Below are 15,660 nucleotides of genomic sequence, written 5' to 3'. Positions count from 1 at the left end.
CCAGCACGATACCCCCGTGCTCCACTACGCTGTCCGTAGCGAAGGGGAGTATCCCGGACGGCTCGAGGCGCAGGCGGCACGGCGGCTCGGAGAGCCGGCGCTGTGCACGTCATCACGGTCTGCGACGCAGGGGGCCCGGGCACAGCGGCACCATCAGGTGCGGGAGAGACTTTCGGTCGATGTCCGACGCCTTCGAAAGGTTGCCCCGTGCAAGTCGCCCTGCCCCTCTGGTTCGAAATCACTTCTTTCGTCGTCCTGCTGGCGATCCTCGCGTTCGACCTGATCCTCAGCTACAAGCGGCCGCACATCCCGAGCCCGAAAGAGTCGACGCTGTGGGTGTCGTTCTACATCGCGCTGGCGTTGATCTTCGCGCTGCTCATGCTCCTCATCGGCGACGCCGAGCACGCCGGGCAGTTCCTGGCGGGGTGGCTGACCGAGTACAGCCTGAGCATCGACAACCTCTTCGTCTTCGTGATCATCATGGGCCGCTTCGCCGTGCCCAGGAAGTATCAGCAGGAGGTGCTGATGGTCGGCGTCATCCTGGCGCTGGTCTTCCGCGGTATCTTCATCCTGCTCGGCGCAAGCCTCATCGCGAGCTTCAGCTGGATCTTCTACCTCTTCGGCGCCTTCCTGCTCTGGACGGCGTTCAACCAGGCGTTCGGCAGCCACGACGACGAGGGCGAGAACGACACCTGGTTCATCCGCTTCGCGCGCCGCCACCTTAAGGTCTCGACCCAGTACGAGGGCAACAAGCTGCGCACGACCGTCTCCGGCCGGCGCATGTTCACTCCGCTGATCCTGGTGTTCCTGGCCCTCGGAACCACCGATCTGCTGTTCGCGCTCGACTCCATCCCGGCGATCTTCGGCATCACCCAGAGCCCGTTCATCGTGTTCACCGCGAACGTGTTCGCGCTGATGGGGCTGCGGCAGCTCTACTTCCTGCTCGGGCACCTGCTCGACAAGCTCGTCTACCTCAAGTACGGGATCGCGTTCATCCTCGCGTTCATCGGCGTGAAACTGGTCTTCCACGCGATGCACGAGAACGAGCTGCCGTTCATCAACGGCGGCGAGCACATCGAATGGGCGCCCGACATCAGCACCTGGACCTCCCTCATCGTGATCGTCGGCTCGATGGTTGTCGCTACGATTGCAAGTCTGGTGAAGCTGAGGATGAGCGGCACCAGCGTCGCCGCGGCCATCCACGGCGACGATTCGGAGGACGACGGAGCCCAGAACCAGGCCGTCGACGGCACGCAGGAGGACCCCCGCACATGAGCTCTCTCGTCGGCGTGACCCTCCGCAGCGACACCGGTGCGGTCCGGCACGTCAACGAGGACAGCGCTCTCGCGGAGGACCCGGTCTTCGTCGTCGCGGACGGCATGGGCGGGCACGCGCGCGGCGACCTGGCGAGCCGGACGGCCGTCGAGAGCCTCGCGCGGACGCTGCAGCCGGGGACGCGGCCGACGCCGGACGAGGTCATGATCGCGATCGACGAGGCCAACGCCGCCGTCCGCTCCCTGTCCGGTGCCGACGAGTCCGGTGCCGCCGTCGCCGGGACGACGCTGACGGGGATCGTCCGCGTCCGCGTGCCCGAGCTCGCGGCCGAGCAGTGGATGGTCGTCAACGTCGGCGACTCGCGGGTGTACCTCTGGAACGGCCACGACCTCCGCCAGCTCACCGTCGACCATTCCGCGGTGCAGGAGCTGGTGGATGCGGGGCTCATCACCGACGAGCAGGCTGCCGTGCATCCCGAGCGCAACGTGATCACGCGGGCCCTCGGCGCGGAGGACTTCGTCGAGACCGACAGCGAGCTCATCCCGGAGGAGGGCCGTCAGGTCTTCCTGATCTGCTCCGACGGACTCACCCGTGAGCTGAGCGACCGGCGTATCGCGGAGATCCTCGCCCAGGGGCACCCGGATCCGGCCGCAGCGCTGGTGGATGCCGCCAACCAGGCGGGCGGGCACGACAACATCACGGTCATCGTCGTCGAGACGGTGACGGGGGATGACGCTGCGTCGACCGCCTGAGGCGGCAGGTCCAGCGGTCCTGACCGGGGTCGCGCGCGGCCGGTGATACCCTGTGTCTCGTGTACGCGGGTCTTCTCCTTCTTAGCTGCCGCGGCGAGTCCTAGCATCAGGCCACCCTCGCCGCGGAGTCCGTCGACGGCTGATCCGTTCACACGCTAAGGAGTTCGTAAGAGACATGAGCACCCCCATCGGGCCACTGACATTGGCCGAGAAGGTCTGGAACGACCATCTGGTCGCCAAGGGCGAGGAGGGTTCGCCCGACCTCATCTACATCGACCTGCACCTGGTGCACGAGGTGACCAGCCCGCAGGCCTTCGACGGCCTCCGGATGGCCGGCCGGCCGGTTCGCCGCCCCGACCTCACCATCGCCACCGAGGACCACAACACGCCGACGATCGGCATCGACAAGCCGATCGCCGACCTCACCAGCCGCACGCAGATCGAGACCCTGCGCCGCAATGCCGAGGAGTTCGGCATCCGCCTGCATTCGCTCGGGGACGTCGAGCAGGGCATCGTCCACGTCGTCGGTCCCCAGCTGGGACTGACCATGCCCGGCATCACGGTCGTCTGCGGCGACTCGCACACCTCGACGCACGGCGCGTTCGGCGCCATGGCCTTCGGGATCGGCACCAGCGAGGTGGAGCACGTGCTCGCCACGCAGACCCTCCCGCTGAAGCAGTTCAAGACCATGGCGATCACCGTCGAGGGCGAACTGCGTCCGGGCGTCACGGCGAAGGACATCATCCTCGCCGTCATCGCCAAGATCGGCACAGGCGGCGGCCAGGGCTATGTGCTCGAGTACCGCGGCAGCGCCATTCGCTCGCTCTCCATGGAGGGCCGGATGACGATCTGCAACATGTCGATCGAGGCCGGCGCCCGCGCCGGAATGGTCGCGCCCGACGAGACCACCTTCGCCTACCTGAAGGGGCGCCCGCACGCGCCCGAAGGAGCCGACTGGGATGAGGCCGTCGCGTACTGGAAGACCCTCCAGACCGACGACGACGCCGTGTTCGACGCCGAGGTCTACCTCGACGCGAACGAGATCGAGCCGTTCGTCACCTGGGGCACCAACCCGGGCCAGGGCGTCTCGCTGAGTCAGTCGATCCCGGACCCCGCGGCGATCGCCGACCCCAACGCCCGCGCCGCCGCCGAGCGCGCGCTCGAGTACATGGACCTGCAGCCCGGAACGCCGATGAAGAGTATCCCCGTGGATGCGGTGTTCATGGGGTCGTGCACCAACAGCCGGATCGAGGACCTGCGGGCGTTCGCCTCCATCATCAAGGGGCACAAGAAGGCCGATGGCGTGCGCGTCATGGTGGTCCCCGGCTCGGCGCGCGTGCGCATCGAGGCCGAGGCCGAAGGCATCGACAAGATCGTCGAGGAGTTCGGCGCCGAGTGGCGTTTCGCGGGCTGTTCGATGTGCCTCGGCATGAACCCCGACCAGCTCGCACCGGGGGAGCGCTGCGCCTCCACGTCGAACCGCAACTTCGAGGGTCGGCAGGGCAAGGGCGGCCGCACGCACCTGGTCTCGCCGCTGGTGGCGGCCGCGACCGCAATCCGCGGAACGCTGTCGAGCCCCTGGGACCTGGAGGCCGAAGGCGGCGACACGCCGGGCGATGGCGGCTCGGACGCCCGCATCGGAGAGAAGGTGGGCGCCTGATGGACAAGTTCGAGACCGTCACCGGAACGGCCGTCCCCTTCCGTCGTTCCGACGTCGACACCGACCAGATCATCCCGGCGGTGTTCCTCAAGCGCGTCACCAAGACCGGCTTCGAGGACGCCCTCTTCCACGAGTGGAGGAAGGACCCCGAGTTCATCCTCAATCGCCCCGAATACCAGGGTGCGACCGTGCTCGTCGCCGGCCCCGACTTCGGGACGGGTTCGTCACGCGAACATGCCGTCTGGGCGCTCCGCGACTTCGGTTTCCGCGTTGTCCTGAGCCCCCGCTTCGCGGACATCTTCCGCGGGAACGCGGGCAAGCAGGGGCTGCTGACGGGCATCGTGACCGAAGAGGACGCCGAGCGCCTCTGGGCGGCGATCGAAGCCCAGCCGGGAATACCGGCGACGGTCGATCTGGTTGCCAAGACTGCGACCGTCGGTGAGGTCCAGGTGTCTTTCGACATCGACGACTACACTCGCTGGCGTTTGCTCGAAGGGCTGGACGACATCGCCCTGACCCTGCGCGACGAGGCGCGAATCTCCGAATACGAATCGGGCCGCGCCAGTTGGCGGCCCACGACCCTCCCGGTGAAACTTTGACATCACTTCTTCAGGACGCACAGGCAGCAGGAGCGCGCGTGGGCCTCAAGGGCGACCGCATCACGATCAACGGCGGCCGCCCCCTTCAGGGCCGCATCGAGGTCCGCGGCGCCAAGAACTTCGTCACGAAGGCCATGGTCGCGGCCATCCTCGGCGAGAGCCCGAGCGTTCTGCGGAACGTGCCCGACATCTCCGACGTCCGCGTGGTGCGCGGACTGCTCGAGGTGCACGGCGTCAAGGTGACGGACGGTGCCGAGGAGGGCGAGCTGTTGCTCGACCCGAGCGCGGTCGAGTCGGCGCACATGGCCGACATCGACGCGCACGCGGGCTCCAGCCGCATCCCGATCCTGTTCTGCGGCCCGCTGCTGCACCGTCTCGGCGAAGCGTTCATCCCCGACCTCGGCGGCTGCCGCATCGGCGACCGCCCGATCGACTACCACCTCGAGGTCCTGCGGAAGTTCGGCGCGGTCGTTGACAAGCTCCCCAGCGGCATCCGGATGACGGCCCCGAACGGCCTGCACGGCGCGAAGCTCGAGCTTCCGTACCCGAGCGTCGGCGCCACCGAGCAGGTGCTGCTGACCGCGGTCCGTGCCGACGGCATCACCGAGCTCAAGGGCGCGGCGATCGAGCCCGAGATCATGGACCTCATCAACGTCCTGCAGAAGATGGGCGCGATCATCTCGGTCGACACCGACCGCGTGATCCGCATCGAGGGCGTCGACAAGCTGACCGGTTACACGCACACCGCGCTGTTCGACCGCAACGAGGCCGCCAGCTGGGCGGCCGCAGCGCTCGCGACCGGCGGCGACATCTACGTCGGCGGTGCGCGACAGCCCGAGATGCTCACGTTCCTCAACGTCTTCCGCAAGGTCGGCGGCGCGTTCGAGATCCACGACGACGGCATCCGCTTCTTCCACCCCGGTGGCCCGCTGAAGCCGGTCGTGATCGAGACCGACGTCCACCCCGGCTTCATGACCGACTGGCAGCAGCCGCTGGTGGTCGCGCTCGCGAAGGCGGAGGGCGTGTCGATCGTGCACGAGACCGTCTACGAGCAGCGCTTCGGCTTCGTGGATGCCCTCAACGACATGGGCGCGAAGATCCAGGTGCACAAGGAGTGCCTCGGTGGGCACCCGTGCCGCTTCGGTCAGCGCAACTTCAACCACTCCGCGGTCATCATGGGCCCGGTCCAGCTGACCGGCGCCGACATCGAGGTCCCGGACCTCCGCGGCGGTTTCAGCCACCTGATCGCCGCTCTGACGGCCGAGGGCCGCTCGACCGTCAGCAACGTGGGCATCATCAGCCGCGGCTACGAGAACTTCATCACCAAGCTGCAGCTGCTCGGTGCCGACTTCGTCCTCGAGGGCTGAACAGCCCCACCGCTCTGAACCGCCACCGCTCTGAACCGCTCGACGGCCCGCACCTGACGGTGCGGGCCGTCTCGGTTGTCGCCGGAACTCCGCCGACCCGCGGCACATGCGCCCAGCGCCATGCGGGTCGCGGATAATGGGACGGTGCCAGAAACCGATTCGCCCGTGAAGAAGCAGCGTTCCGAGAAGAGCCGCCCCTCCGTGTTCTGGGTGCTCGCCGGAATCATCGTGCCCATCGGCAGCCTGCTCGCGCGGTTCCGGATCGTGGATGGGGACAAGCTCCCGCGTACGGGCGCGTACATCCTCACGCCCAACCACTACAGCGAGATCGACCCCGTGATGGTGGGCATGGTCGCCTGGAAGCTGGGCCGGCTGCCGCGGTTCCTCGCCAAGGAGAGCCTGTTCAAGATCCCCGTGTTCGGGTGGTTCCTGCGGCGATCGGGGCAGGTGCCGGTGTCGCGCGGCGGAAGCGCACGCGGTGCGGCCCCGCTGGAGGCGGCCCGCGAGATCGTCGAGCAGGACCGCATCGTGGTCATCTACCCGGAGGGATCGCTCACGCGCGACCCGGAGATGTGGCCGATGCGCGGCAAGACGGGCGCCGCTCGCATGGCGCTCGAGCTCGGCATCCCCGTCATCCCGCTCGCGCACTGGGGCACCCAGCAGGTGATGGCGCGCTACGCGAAGAAGATCAGCTGGTTCCCGCGCAAGACCATCGACGTGAAGATCGGCGATCCCGTCGACCTCTCCGCCTTCGCGGGTCGTCCGCTCGACAACGCGACGCTGACCGAGGCGACGGCGGTCATCATGGATGCGATCACCGACCTCCTCGAAGACCTCCGCGGCGAGAAGGCCCCGGCCGTCCGTTGGGATCCGTCGCAGCACAACCAGAAGGAGACCGGCCGCTTCGATGGCTAAAGCAGTGAAGGCTCCCGTCGCCCGCCCCCGCCGGATCGCCGTCCTCGGCGCCGGCAGCTGGGGGACCACATTCGCGAAGATCCTCGCCGACGGCGGCTCCGATGTCGTGCTGTGGGCGCGGCGCCCGGAACTCGCGCGCGAGATCAACGAGGTGAAGCGCAACAGCGACTATCTCGAGGGCATCAACCTTCCGCGGAACCTCCGCGCGACCTCCCGGCTCGGCGACGCGATGCGCGACGCCGAGCAGGTGTTCGTGTCGATCCCGAGCCAGACCCTCCGCTCCAATCTCGAGGCGATGATCCCGTTCCTCGGGCCGGAGACGATCGTCGTCAGCCTGATGAAGGGCGTCGAGAAGGGGACCGGTCTGCGGATGAGCGAGGTGATCGCACAGGGCCTGCCCGTCGAGCCGGAGCGCATCGCCGTCGCGTCCGGACCGAACCTCGCGCTGGAGATCGCGCGCGAGCAGCCCACCGCCGCGGTCGTCTCGTCCGAGAGCCTGGAGACGGCGCAGGCGGTCGCTATCTCGGCGACGAACCGCTACTTCCGCAGCTTCGTGAACACCGACGTGATCGGCACCGAGTTCGGCGGCGTGCTCAAGAACCTCATCGCGGTGGCGATCGGCATCGTCGACGGTGTCGGCTATGGCGAGAACACGAAGGCCTCGATCATCACGCGCGGCCTGGTCGAGATGACCGACTTCGCTGTGGCCTACGGCGCCAAGCCGGAGACGCTGTCCGGGCTCGCCGGCCTCGGCGACCTCATCGCGACGTGCGAGTCGTCGCTGAGCCGCAATAACACCGCCGGCCGTCTCCTCGGCCAGGGCTACGGCTTCCACGACGTCGTGAAGCAGATGAACCAGACCGCGGAGGGCCTCGCGTCCGTCGCGCCCATCCTGAGCCTCGCGGAGGCGCGCGGGGTCGAGATGCCGATCGTCCGTCAGGTGAGCCAAGTGCTCGCCGGTACGCTCGATCCGAAGGACATCGCACCGCATCTCACGACGGATTCGGGCGAGCCGCAAGGCGAAAGGACACTAGATGACGGACAAGGTCGCGGTCGCGCTTCTCTTTGGGGGTCGTTCAAGCGAGCATTCGATCAGCTGCGCGACGGCGGCGGGCGTTCTTGAGGCCATCGACCGCGGCCGTTACGACGTCATCCCGATCGGGATCACGCACGACGGCGCCTTCACCCTGCAGCCGGACGACGCGTCCCGCTTCGCGCTGAACGCCGAGCATCTTCCGGAGGTCGAGGACAACGGCACGCGCATCCTGTGGCCGGACAGCGTCGCCACTCGCGAGCTGACCGTCGTCGGTGAGGACGGCACCCGTTCGTCACTGGGTGAGGTCGACATCGTCTTCCCGATCCTGCACGGCCCGTGGGGAGAGGACGGCACCCTGCAGGGGATGCTGGAGCTCGTCGGACTGCCGTACGTCGGTAGCGGTGTGCTCGCGAGCGCGCTCGGGATGGACAAGCACTTCACCAAGACCGTGCTGCAGCAGGCGGGCATCCCGGTCGCACCGTGGCGGACGGTCACGGCCTACGAGTGGGCCACCGATTCCGACGCCGTCCGCGAGGCGGTGCGCGGCCTCGGGCTGCCCGCGTTCGTGAAGCCGGCCCGTGCTGGATCCAGCGTCGGCGTGACCAAGGTGAAGGACTGGTCGGAGCTCGATGGCGCGATGGAGACGGCGCTGGCCGAGGACGACCGCGTGCTGATCGAGTCGATGGTCACCGGCCGCGAGGTCGAGATCGCCGTCCTCGGCGGCCGTCCGGGGAAGCCGGCGCGTGCGTCGGTCGCGGGCGAGATCGTCATCAGCGGGCGCGACTTCTACGATTTCGCGGCGAAGTACCTCGACGCGCCGGGCATCGACCTGGTCTGCCCGGCCGCCCTGACGGATGCGCAGCTCGCCGAGATGCGAGACCTGGCCGTGCGCGGTTTCGACGCGATCGGCGGCGAGGGCCTGGCCCGCGTCGACTTCTTCCTGACGGCGGACGGTTTCGTGATCAACGAGATCAACACGATGCCGGGCTTCACGCCGATCTCGATGTTCCCGCGCTGCTGGCAGGAGTCCGGGCTGAGCTATCCGGCGCTGATCGACGAGCTCATCCAGGTCGCGCTGGCCCGCGCCGCCGCCTGACGTCGACCCACCCCTCCTGCCCCGCGTCACGTCCCGAACGGAGGACTCTGCGCATCCCATACGTCGTCCCGTCCTCCCTTCCGCGTCTGACCCCGGCGTGTCGAACGCAACCTCCTCCCTTCTGAACGCCGTCGAGGAGGGAGGAATGCGCGGGCGACACGCCGGGCGGAGGCCCGGAACGGAGGAGGTAAGCGGAGGCGCGACCGCCGGGTTCCTCCGCTCATGACGGCCGGAGTACCGCAACGGGGGAGCGCAGCCGGGAGAGGCGTCAGGGCGCCGGCGTCGACGTCGGGTCGGTGTCGAGGGTGGAGAGACACTTCTGCGTCTGCTTGACGGTCGAGATCGCGCTCGCGAACTCCGGCAGCACCGACGAGTCGGACACGCCCGAGACGTGGTCGATGATGACTTCGGTCGCGGGCGTGCGGCCGAACGTCTGGTAGACGATCGTCTTGGCGGCCGGGTCCGTCATGAGCACCCAGTCGACGCCGTTGACGGCGATGCACGGCTTCGTCGTCGCGCCGATCGGCGGGACGCCGCAGCGCAGGATGACCGCTGCCGGGTCGCCCCAGGCGCCCGTTGCCTGCGCATCCGTCTCCCGCTTCGGCTTGTCCGCCACGCTGTCGGGTAGCCGGACGCTGATCTCGGCGCAGCCGGGGGCGTTGCTGTTCGCCGCGGGGTCGAGCGAGACGGTGGGCGCGCATCCTGCAAGGAGCAGGGCGGCGCCGGCGAGGAGGACGGCCGGGAGGGCACGGCGACGGGACTTCATCGGTTTCAGGCTACCGTTTCAGATCATGGGAATCTCTGGGAGCGACGCAGCCGGCATCACGATCGGGGAGGCGTCCGAGCGGGAGGCGCTGCGGCGGATCTTCCCGCGGCTCCCGGAGTCCCGGGCGACCGTGGTCGGTCCGGGGGACGACGCCGCCGTGCTCGCTGCGCCCGACGGGCGTTTCGTCGTGACCACCGACATGATGATCCACGGCCCGGACTTCCGGCTGGCGTGGTCGGGCCCGGAGGACCTGGGCTGGAAGGCCGCGGCGACCAACCTGTCCGACGTCGCAGCGATGGGTGCCGTTGCTACCGCCCTCGTGGTCGCGATCGCGGCTCCGCCGGAGACACCGGTCGCCTGGCTGGAAGGCGTCGCGGACGGCTTCCGGCTGGCGTGCGATGAGCTTCAGCCGGGGTGCGGCGTCGTCGGGGGAGACCTGTCGGTTTCGGCGACCCTGACCATCGCGGTCACCGCGTTCGGGGACCTGCAGGGTCGCGCCCCGGTGCTCCGCAGCGGTGCCCGGCCGGGGGATGTCGTGGCCGTGTCCGGCGCGCTGGGCGAGGCCGCGACGGGCCTGCGCCTGCTCTTCGCCGAGGCGGTGGATGCCACAGGAGAGCCGGATCCGGAACGCTTCGCGGCCGTCGCCGCTGCGCATCCCGACGCCGTCCGGGCGCAGCTGCGGCCCCATCCGCCGCTCTCGGACGGCCCTCTCGCCGCGGACGCCGGCGCCACCGCCATGCTGGACCTCAGCGACGGCCTCGCCCTCGACGCGCGGCGCGTGGCCGAGGCCAGCGGCGTCGCCATCGACCTCGACTCCTCCGCACTCGGTACGGATGTGCGGACCGCTCTCACCGGGGGAGAGGACCACGGCCTGCTCGCGGCGTTCCCTGCGGGGACACCGCTGCCCGGCGGCTTCCGCCCGGTCGGCGTCGTCCGCGCGGGCGCCGGGCTCCTGGTCGACGGCCGTCCGTTCGACGAACGCGGCGGCTGGGACCCGTATCTCGAGTGGGACGGCGGGCGCGGCTAGCGCGGCCTACCCGATCGAGCGGCCTACGCCCGGTCCGGAGCGAGCCAGTAGATAGCCGTCTCTCCGTAGTCCTTCCGTCGCTCCACGGCGAGTCCGTCCGGGATCGTCGGCTCGGGATCGCGTGCGCTGCGTTCGACGCAGACCACGGCGTCGTCGGCGAGCAGCGGCACCAGAGAAGCGAGCACGCCCGACAACTCCTCGTCCCCCGTCAGATACGGCGGGTCGATGAACACGACGTCGAACGGTCCGGCCGCTCCGGCGAGGTAGCTCTGCACCGACGCGGCCCGCACGTCGATCGTCGGCTGCGTCCCGCCGGCGGCCCGCGCGGCGGACGTCACCGCGGCGGCGTTCCGCTGGCACACCTGCGCGGCGGCGGGGGAGCGCTCGACGAGCACCACGGAGACCGCACCGCGGCTGGCCGCCTCGAGTCCCAGGGCTCCCGACCCCGCATAGAGGTCGAGCACCCGCGCCCCGCGGACGGCATCCCGCGCATCCAGCGCTGAGAAGAGCGCCTCGCGCACCCGGTCGCTGGTGGGGCGGGTCCCGCTCTTGGGCACCTGGAGGGCGAGCGAGCCGGCGAAGCCGGAGACGATTCGGGTCATGGCCCCCCGAGCCTAGCGTCGGCACCGCGGGTGCCGCCAAAATAAGAGGATGGAGGAACGCCTGGAGCAGGCAGAGCTCGACGCGCTGTGGCTCCCCGGTGACCCGATCGCCTCCGAAGAACGGCTGGCTGCCGCCGCCGCGCAACCGGACCGGTCGGAGGTCGTCCGGGCGGAGCTGGAGACGCAGCGCGCGCGTGCGCTGGGGCTGCAGGGTCGCTTCGAGGAGGGCGAGGCGCTGCTCGAGTCGCTGGAGCCCGCCGCTTCCGTGCTCGAGGTGCGAGTGCTGCTGGAGCGCGGCCGCCTGCGCATCGCGACCGGCCGCGCCGGGGAGGCCGTCCCCATCCTGGAGGCCGCTCTGAACGCGGCGCGCCGCGAGAGCGACGTCTCGCTCGCCGCCGAGTCCGCGCTGGTCCTCGCCGACGCCGACCGGCCGCATGCCCAGCAGTGGATCGACGAGGGCCTCGCCGAGCTCGACGGCACGGAGGATCCGCGCATCCTGCGGTGGGGCGCCGTGCTGCACGGCCTCCGCGGCTGGGTGCTCCTCGGAGACGGGGACCCCCGAGCCGCGCTGGACTCGTTCGAGGATGCGCTCGAGTACGCCGACGATTACGGCACGGCCGATCAGCGGTTCGCAGCCCGCTGGGCGCTCGGCCGGGTCCTGCGCGAACTGGGCCGCACCTCCGAGGCGCTGGTGATCCAGCGCGGACTCGCCGCCCAGCGCCCGGAGGAGCCGGCGGTGGCCGCCGAACTGGCAGCCCTCACGCGGGTGCCGGAGGAGAGTCATACGATCGACTCATGACCTCCGCTTCCGCTCCGGCCGGCCCGGGCACCGCCGACGGCGGGACCGTGGGCCTCGACTCGCGGCTGAGCGGCGTGCTCGGCGGTCGCACGGCGTCCGCGTTCGAGAAGGCGTTCGGGATGCGCACGGTCGCTGACCTGCTGCACCACTACCCGCGCCGTTACGCCAAGCGCGGCGAGCTGACGGCGCTGGCGAACCTCCCACTCGACGAGAACGTCACCATCATCGCCGAGGTGCTGCGCGTGCAGGACCGCCCGATGCGCGCGCGCCGGGGCAGCATCCTCGAGGTGAAGATCTCGGACGGCGAGGGCATCCTCACCCTCACCTTCTTCAACCAGGCGTGGCGCTCGCGCGAGCTGGTCCCCGGCGTCCGCGGGATCTTCGCCGGGAAGGTGTCGGCGTACCGCGGAGCGCTGCAGCTGGCGCACCCCGACTACGAACTGTTCGAGCCGGACGCCGAGAACGCCGTCACCCCGGGCAGCGCGGCCGCGAAGGACTGGGCGCAGACGCCGATCCCCATCTACCCGGCGACCGGCACGGTGGCCAGCTGGCAGGTGCAGAAGGCGGTGGAGCTGGCGCTCGACGCGCTCGGCCCGGTGGCCGACCCGGTTCCGGACACGGTCGTGCAGGAGCGCGGACTGCTGTCGTACCGCGACGCGCTGGAGGGCATCCACCGTCCGCAGAAGGACTCCCAGTGGCAGCGGGCGCGGGATGCGCTGCGGTTCCAGGAGGCGTTCGTGCTGCAGGCGGCCCTGCTGCAGCAGCGCGCGGCAACGCGGGAGGTCGCCGCCACACCGCGCGAAGCGATTCCCGGGGGCTTGCTGGAGCGGTTCGACGCGGCCCTGCCGTTCGAGCTGACCGGCGATCAGGATGTCGTGGGCCGCGAGATCGCGCAGGACCTCGGCGGGACCGCCGCCATGCATCGTCTGGTGCAGGGCGAGGTCGGCTCCGGCAAGACGCTCGTGGCCCTCCGTGCGATGCTCGCGGTCGCCGACTCCGGCGGTCAATCGGCGCTGCTGGCGCCGACGGAGGTGCTCGCCGCGCAGCACCTGCGGTCGATCGCGGCGATGCTCGGGCCCGACATGTCCGCCCAGCTCATGCCCACCCTCCTGACGGGCCAGCTCTCGACGGCCGAGCGCAAGCGGGCGCTGCTGCGGACCGTGTCGGGCCAGGCGCGCATCGTGGTGGGGACGCACGCCCTGCTGGGCGACGCGGTGACCTTCTTCGATCTCGGTCTCGTCGTCGTCGACGAGCAGCACCGGTTCGGCGTCGAGCAGCGGGAGGCGCTGCGCGCGAAGGGGGGAACGCCCCCGCATGTGCTGGTGCTCACCGCGACGCCGATCCCGCGCACCGTGGCGATGACCGTCTTCGGCGACCTGGATGTGTCGACCATCGCGCAGCTCCCGGCAGGACGGCAGGGCATCGAGAGCTTCGTCGTCCCGCTGGCCGACCGTCCCGGCTGGGAGCGCCGGATCTGGGAGCGTGCGTCGGAGGAGATCGCGAAGGGCCGGCAGGTGTTCGTCGTCTGCCCGGCGATCTCCGGCAAGGACCTCGAGGACGACGGCGAGGAGCCGGAGCCGGAGGAGACCGGCCCGGACGGCGCGCCCCCGCGTCCGATCGCGAACGTGGAGGCGGTCGCCGCGCAAGTGCGCGCCGACCCGCTGTTCGCCGACGCGCGCATCGGCGTGCTGCACGGCCGCCTGGGGTCGGACGCGAAGGACGAGGTCATGCGCTCCTTCGCCGCCGGCGACATCGATCTGCTGATCGCCACGACCGTGATCGAGGTCGGCGTCAACGTGCCGAACGCATCCGCCATGGTGGTGCTGGATGCCGACCGCTTCGGCGTCTCTCAGCTGCACCAGCTGCGCGGCCGCGTCGGCCGTGGCGGCATCCCCGGGCTGTGCCTGCTGGTCACCGCCGCGGAGCAGGGGAGTCTCGCGCGGGAGCGTGTGGAGGCTGTGGCCGCGACCCTGGACGGCTTCGAGCTGGCGAACATCGACCTGGAACTGCGTCGCGAGGGGGATGTGCTCGGAAGCCGTCAGTCGGGCGGGCGCTCGTCGCTGCGGCTGCTCCGCGTCGTCAGCGACGGCGAACTGATCGCGGAAGCGCGGGTCGCCGCCGAGGAGACCCTGCAGAGCGATCCGGAACTCGCTCAGCATCCGGCGCTGCTGGCGGCCCTGACCCGTCGGCTGGACGAGAGCGAGCGCGCCTTCCTGGGCAAGTCGTAGAGAACAGGCTCAGCGTCCGGACAGCTAGTAGCTTCGACCGACGATCGCCACGAGGTCATCGCTCGCCGTCGACGCGGTCGGAACTGAACCATCGGCTGTCTGCAGGCACCGGACACTCACGGCTCTGCGGTTGAGCTCGGTCTCGCCCTCCTCGCGCAGCACCTTCCACGGGATCCGCGCGAATCCGCTCTGCGCCGCTTCCAGTGCTTCCGCGAGGGAAGTGGCGTCCGTTGTCCGGGCGGCGAGGCGTCGCCGGCCGGCCTCGATCATCTCCGTGTGCATCGTCTCGAGGAGGAGCGGGACACGGTCCGGGATCGCGTTGAGCGCTACTGCCGACTTGTCGCCGCTGTCGCGGCGGACGATCGTCGCCTGCTCGGCTTCGAGGTCGCGCGGGCCTATCTCGATGCGGAGAGGAACGCCCTTCAGCTCCCACTCCGTGGCGCGTCGGCCGAAGCCCTGTGTGGTCCGAGCATCGAGCCGCGTGCGGACCCCGGCCGTGGTGAGGGCTTGGACGATCTGCGCGGCTGCCGCGGTCGTCGCGTCGTCATCCTTCACAGCGATGACCACGGCCTGCACGGGCGCGACCCGCGGGGGGACCCGGATGCCCCGGTCGTCACCATGCGCCATGATCAAGCCGCCCACCATCCGCGTGCTCGATCCCCACGACGTCGTCCAGCACGTCTCGACCTGTCCGCTCGGCCCGGTGAAGGTGATGTCGAAGGCGGTGGCGAAGTTCTGGCCCAGCTCGTGGCTGGTCGCCATCTGCAGGGCCTTCCCGTCACCCATCATCGCTTCGCAGGTCATCGTGTTGATCGCGCCCGCGAAACGCTCGCGCCGCGACTTCACTCCGACCAGGACGGGGATCGCGAGCACGTTCTGCAAGAAGTCCCGGTAGACGTCGAGGTGGACGCGCAGAGCGTAGGCGGCTGCATCCTCGCGACTCGCGTGCGCGGTATGCCCTTCCTGCCACAGGAACTCCGACGTGCGCAAGAAAAGCCGGGGACGCATCTCCCAACGCACCACGTTCGCCCACTGGTTGAGCAGCATCGGCAGATCGCGGTGCGACTGTATCCACTTCGACATCAGCTCACCGAACATCGTCTCGCTCGTCGGACGGACCACGACGGGCTCCGTCAGCTCCTTGCCGCCGGCATGAGTGACGACCGCGAGCTCCGGGCTGAAGCCCTCGACATGTTCTGCTTCCCGCTCCAGATACGACTGAGGGATGAACAAGGGCAGGTACACATTCTCGGCCCCGGTCGCCTTGATGCGACCGTCGACCTCGGCCTGCATCCGCTCCCACAGGCTGTACGCATACGGTCGGATCACCATCGTGCCGCGGACCGGGCCGTTGTCGGCCAGCTCCGCCTTCTCCAGGACGTCCTGGTACCACCGCGGGAAATCGTCCTGCTGAGACGCGAGCACACTCGACCGGTTCGCCATTCGGCTACGCTACCGGCCGCCTCGCCTGGTGAGAGCAGGCAATTTCGACCCCCGCGGAGCGCTGGCCCTGCGCCGCGCCGACGAAACGCGATGGT

At 69.8% G+C, this 15,660-nt stretch carries 14 protein-coding genes; 11 read left to right on the top strand and 3 right to left on the bottom strand.

All coding sequences use genetic code 11. The features are described 5' to 3' along the window. Positions 1-207: 207 nt before the first annotated feature. From QRN40_RS17535 to QRN40_RS17500, 8 genes are all read left to right on the top strand, one after another. Positions 208-1,275 (top strand): TerC family protein, encoded by a 1,068-nt coding sequence (locus QRN40_RS17535; protein WP_285117224.1) that lies wholly within the window; start codon positions 208-210, stop codon positions 1,273-1,275. Further along, on the top strand, positions 1,272-2,027 hold the full coding sequence (locus QRN40_RS17530; protein WP_285117223.1) for a PP2C family protein-serine/threonine phosphatase: 756 nt from the start codon (positions 1,272-1,274) through the stop codon (positions 2,025-2,027). Before QRN40_RS17535 ends, QRN40_RS17530 begins: the two co-directional genes overlap by 4 nt. 175 nt (positions 2,028-2,202) lie before the next feature. Then, complete coding sequence (leuC, locus tag QRN40_RS17525) at positions 2,203-3,687, top strand: 3-isopropylmalate dehydratase large subunit (RefSeq protein WP_285117222.1); 1,485 nt, start codon at positions 2,203-2,205, stop codon at positions 3,685-3,687. After that, entirely contained in the window at positions 3,687-4,286 is a 600-nt protein-coding gene (gene leuD / locus QRN40_RS17520) for a 3-isopropylmalate dehydratase small subunit (RefSeq protein ID WP_285117221.1), read from the top strand. The genes leuC and leuD overlap by 1 nt, the downstream gene beginning before the upstream one ends. A gap of 38 nt (positions 4,287-4,324) precedes the next feature. After that, on the top strand, positions 4,325-5,653 hold the full coding sequence (murA, locus tag QRN40_RS17515; RefSeq protein WP_285117220.1) for a UDP-N-acetylglucosamine 1-carboxyvinyltransferase: 1,329 nt from the start codon (positions 4,325-4,327) through the stop codon (positions 5,651-5,653). A 120-nt stretch (positions 5,654-5,773) separates the two neighbouring features. Then, the gene (locus QRN40_RS17510) at positions 5,774-6,568 is read left to right on the top strand and encodes a lysophospholipid acyltransferase family protein (protein ID WP_502878927.1); all 795 of its coding nucleotides are present in this window, start codon (positions 5,774-5,776) and stop codon (positions 6,566-6,568) included. Next, positions 6,561-7,691 carry an NAD(P)H-dependent glycerol-3-phosphate dehydrogenase gene (locus tag QRN40_RS17505; protein WP_285117218.1) on the top strand — a complete coding sequence of 377 codons (1,131 nt, stop codon included), beginning with the start codon at positions 6,561-6,563 and terminating at the stop codon, positions 7,689-7,691. The genes QRN40_RS17510 and QRN40_RS17505 overlap by 8 nt, the downstream gene beginning before the upstream one ends. Next, positions 7,603-8,700 carry a D-alanine--D-alanine ligase family protein gene (locus tag QRN40_RS17500; RefSeq protein WP_285117217.1) on the top strand — a complete coding sequence of 366 codons (1,098 nt, stop codon included), beginning with the start codon at positions 7,603-7,605 and terminating at the stop codon, positions 8,698-8,700. The genes QRN40_RS17505 and QRN40_RS17500 overlap by 89 nt, the downstream gene beginning before the upstream one ends. A 268-nt stretch (positions 8,701-8,968) precedes the next feature. Here QRN40_RS17500 and QRN40_RS17495 read toward each other — a convergent pair whose 3' ends face one another. Next, a complete protein-coding gene (locus QRN40_RS17495; protein WP_285117216.1) occupies positions 8,969-9,466 on the bottom strand; it encodes a DUF3515 family protein in 498 nt (165 codons plus the stop codon). A 25-nt stretch (positions 9,467-9,491) separates the two neighbouring features. On the opposite strand from QRN40_RS17495, the gene thiL reads away from it, so the two are divergent. Continuing rightward, positions 9,492-10,493: a thiamine-phosphate kinase gene (thiL, locus tag QRN40_RS17490; RefSeq protein ID WP_285117214.1), complete on the top strand. Its 1,002-nt coding sequence runs from the start codon at positions 9,492-9,494 to the stop codon at positions 10,491-10,493. 23 nt (positions 10,494-10,516) lie between these two features. On the opposite strand, the gene rsmD is transcribed toward thiL, so the two are convergent. Then, positions 10,517-11,095 (bottom strand): 16S rRNA (guanine(966)-N(2))-methyltransferase RsmD, encoded by a 579-nt coding sequence (gene rsmD / locus QRN40_RS17485; RefSeq protein ID WP_285117211.1) that lies wholly within the window; start codon positions 11,093-11,095, stop codon positions 10,517-10,519. 49 nt (positions 11,096-11,144) lie between these two features. Here rsmD and QRN40_RS17480 point away from each other — a divergent pair, with 49 nt between their 5' ends. Continuing rightward, positions 11,145-11,894, top strand: coding sequence for a tetratricopeptide repeat protein (locus QRN40_RS17480; RefSeq protein ID WP_285117208.1), 750 nt, complete (start codon positions 11,145-11,147; stop codon positions 11,892-11,894). Further along, on the top strand, positions 11,891-14,122 hold the full coding sequence (locus tag QRN40_RS17475; protein ID WP_285117205.1) for an ATP-dependent DNA helicase RecG: 2,232 nt from the start codon (positions 11,891-11,893) through the stop codon (positions 14,120-14,122). Before QRN40_RS17480 ends, QRN40_RS17475 begins: the two co-directional genes overlap by 4 nt. Before the next feature lie 24 nt (positions 14,123-14,146). Here QRN40_RS17475 and proS read toward each other — a convergent pair whose 3' ends face one another. Then, positions 14,147-15,565: a proline--tRNA ligase gene (gene proS / locus QRN40_RS17470; RefSeq protein WP_285117204.1), complete on the bottom strand. Its 1,419-nt coding sequence runs from the start codon at positions 15,563-15,565 to the stop codon at positions 14,147-14,149. Positions 15,566-15,660: the final 95 nt, after the last annotated feature.

The organism is Leifsonia sp. fls2-241-R2A-40a (genome assembly GCF_030209575.1).
Lineage (GTDB): Bacteria > Actinomycetota > Actinomycetes > Actinomycetales > Microbacteriaceae > Leifsonia.
The sequence above is the reverse complement of the archived record's forward strand: the minus strand, read 5'-3'. Positions and strand labels throughout refer to the sequence as shown.

Excerpts from the sequence above, each read along its gene's own strand:
- QRN40_RS17530 (WP_285117223.1), top strand. The coding sequence starts at position 1,272 with ATGAGCTCTCTCGTCGGCGTGACCCTCCGCAGCGACACCGGTGCGGTC.
- leuC (WP_285117222.1), top strand. The coding sequence starts at position 2,203 with ATGAGCACCCCCATCGGGCCACTGACATTGGCCGAGAAGGTCTGGAAC.
- leuD (WP_285117221.1), top strand. The coding sequence starts at position 3,687 with ATGGACAAGTTCGAGACCGTCACCGGAACGGCCGTCCCCTTCCGTCGT.
- QRN40_RS17510 (WP_502878927.1), top strand. The coding sequence starts at position 5,774 with ATGCGGGTCGCGGATAATGGGACGGTGCCAGAAACCGATTCGCCCGTG.
- QRN40_RS17505 (WP_285117218.1), top strand. The coding sequence starts at position 6,561 with ATGGCTAAAGCAGTGAAGGCTCCCGTCGCCCGCCCCCGCCGGATCGCC.
- QRN40_RS17500 (WP_285117217.1), top strand. The coding sequence starts at position 7,603 with ATGACGGACAAGGTCGCGGTCGCGCTTCTCTTTGGGGGTCGTTCAAGC.
- QRN40_RS17495 (WP_285117216.1), bottom strand. The coding sequence starts at position 9,466 with ATGAAGTCCCGTCGCCGTGCCCTCCCGGCCGTCCTCCTCGCCGGCGCC.
- thiL (WP_285117214.1), top strand. The coding sequence starts at position 9,492 with ATGGGAATCTCTGGGAGCGACGCAGCCGGCATCACGATCGGGGAGGCG.
- rsmD (WP_285117211.1), bottom strand. The coding sequence starts at position 11,095 with ATGACCCGAATCGTCTCCGGCTTCGCCGGCTCGCTCGCCCTCCAGGTG.
- QRN40_RS17480 (WP_285117208.1), top strand. The coding sequence starts at position 11,145 with ATGGAGGAACGCCTGGAGCAGGCAGAGCTCGACGCGCTGTGGCTCCCC.
- QRN40_RS17475 (WP_285117205.1), top strand. The coding sequence starts at position 11,891 with ATGACCTCCGCTTCCGCTCCGGCCGGCCCGGGCACCGCCGACGGCGGG.
- proS (WP_285117204.1), bottom strand. The coding sequence starts at position 15,565 with ATGGCGAACCGGTCGAGTGTGCTCGCGTCTCAGCAGGACGATTTCCCG.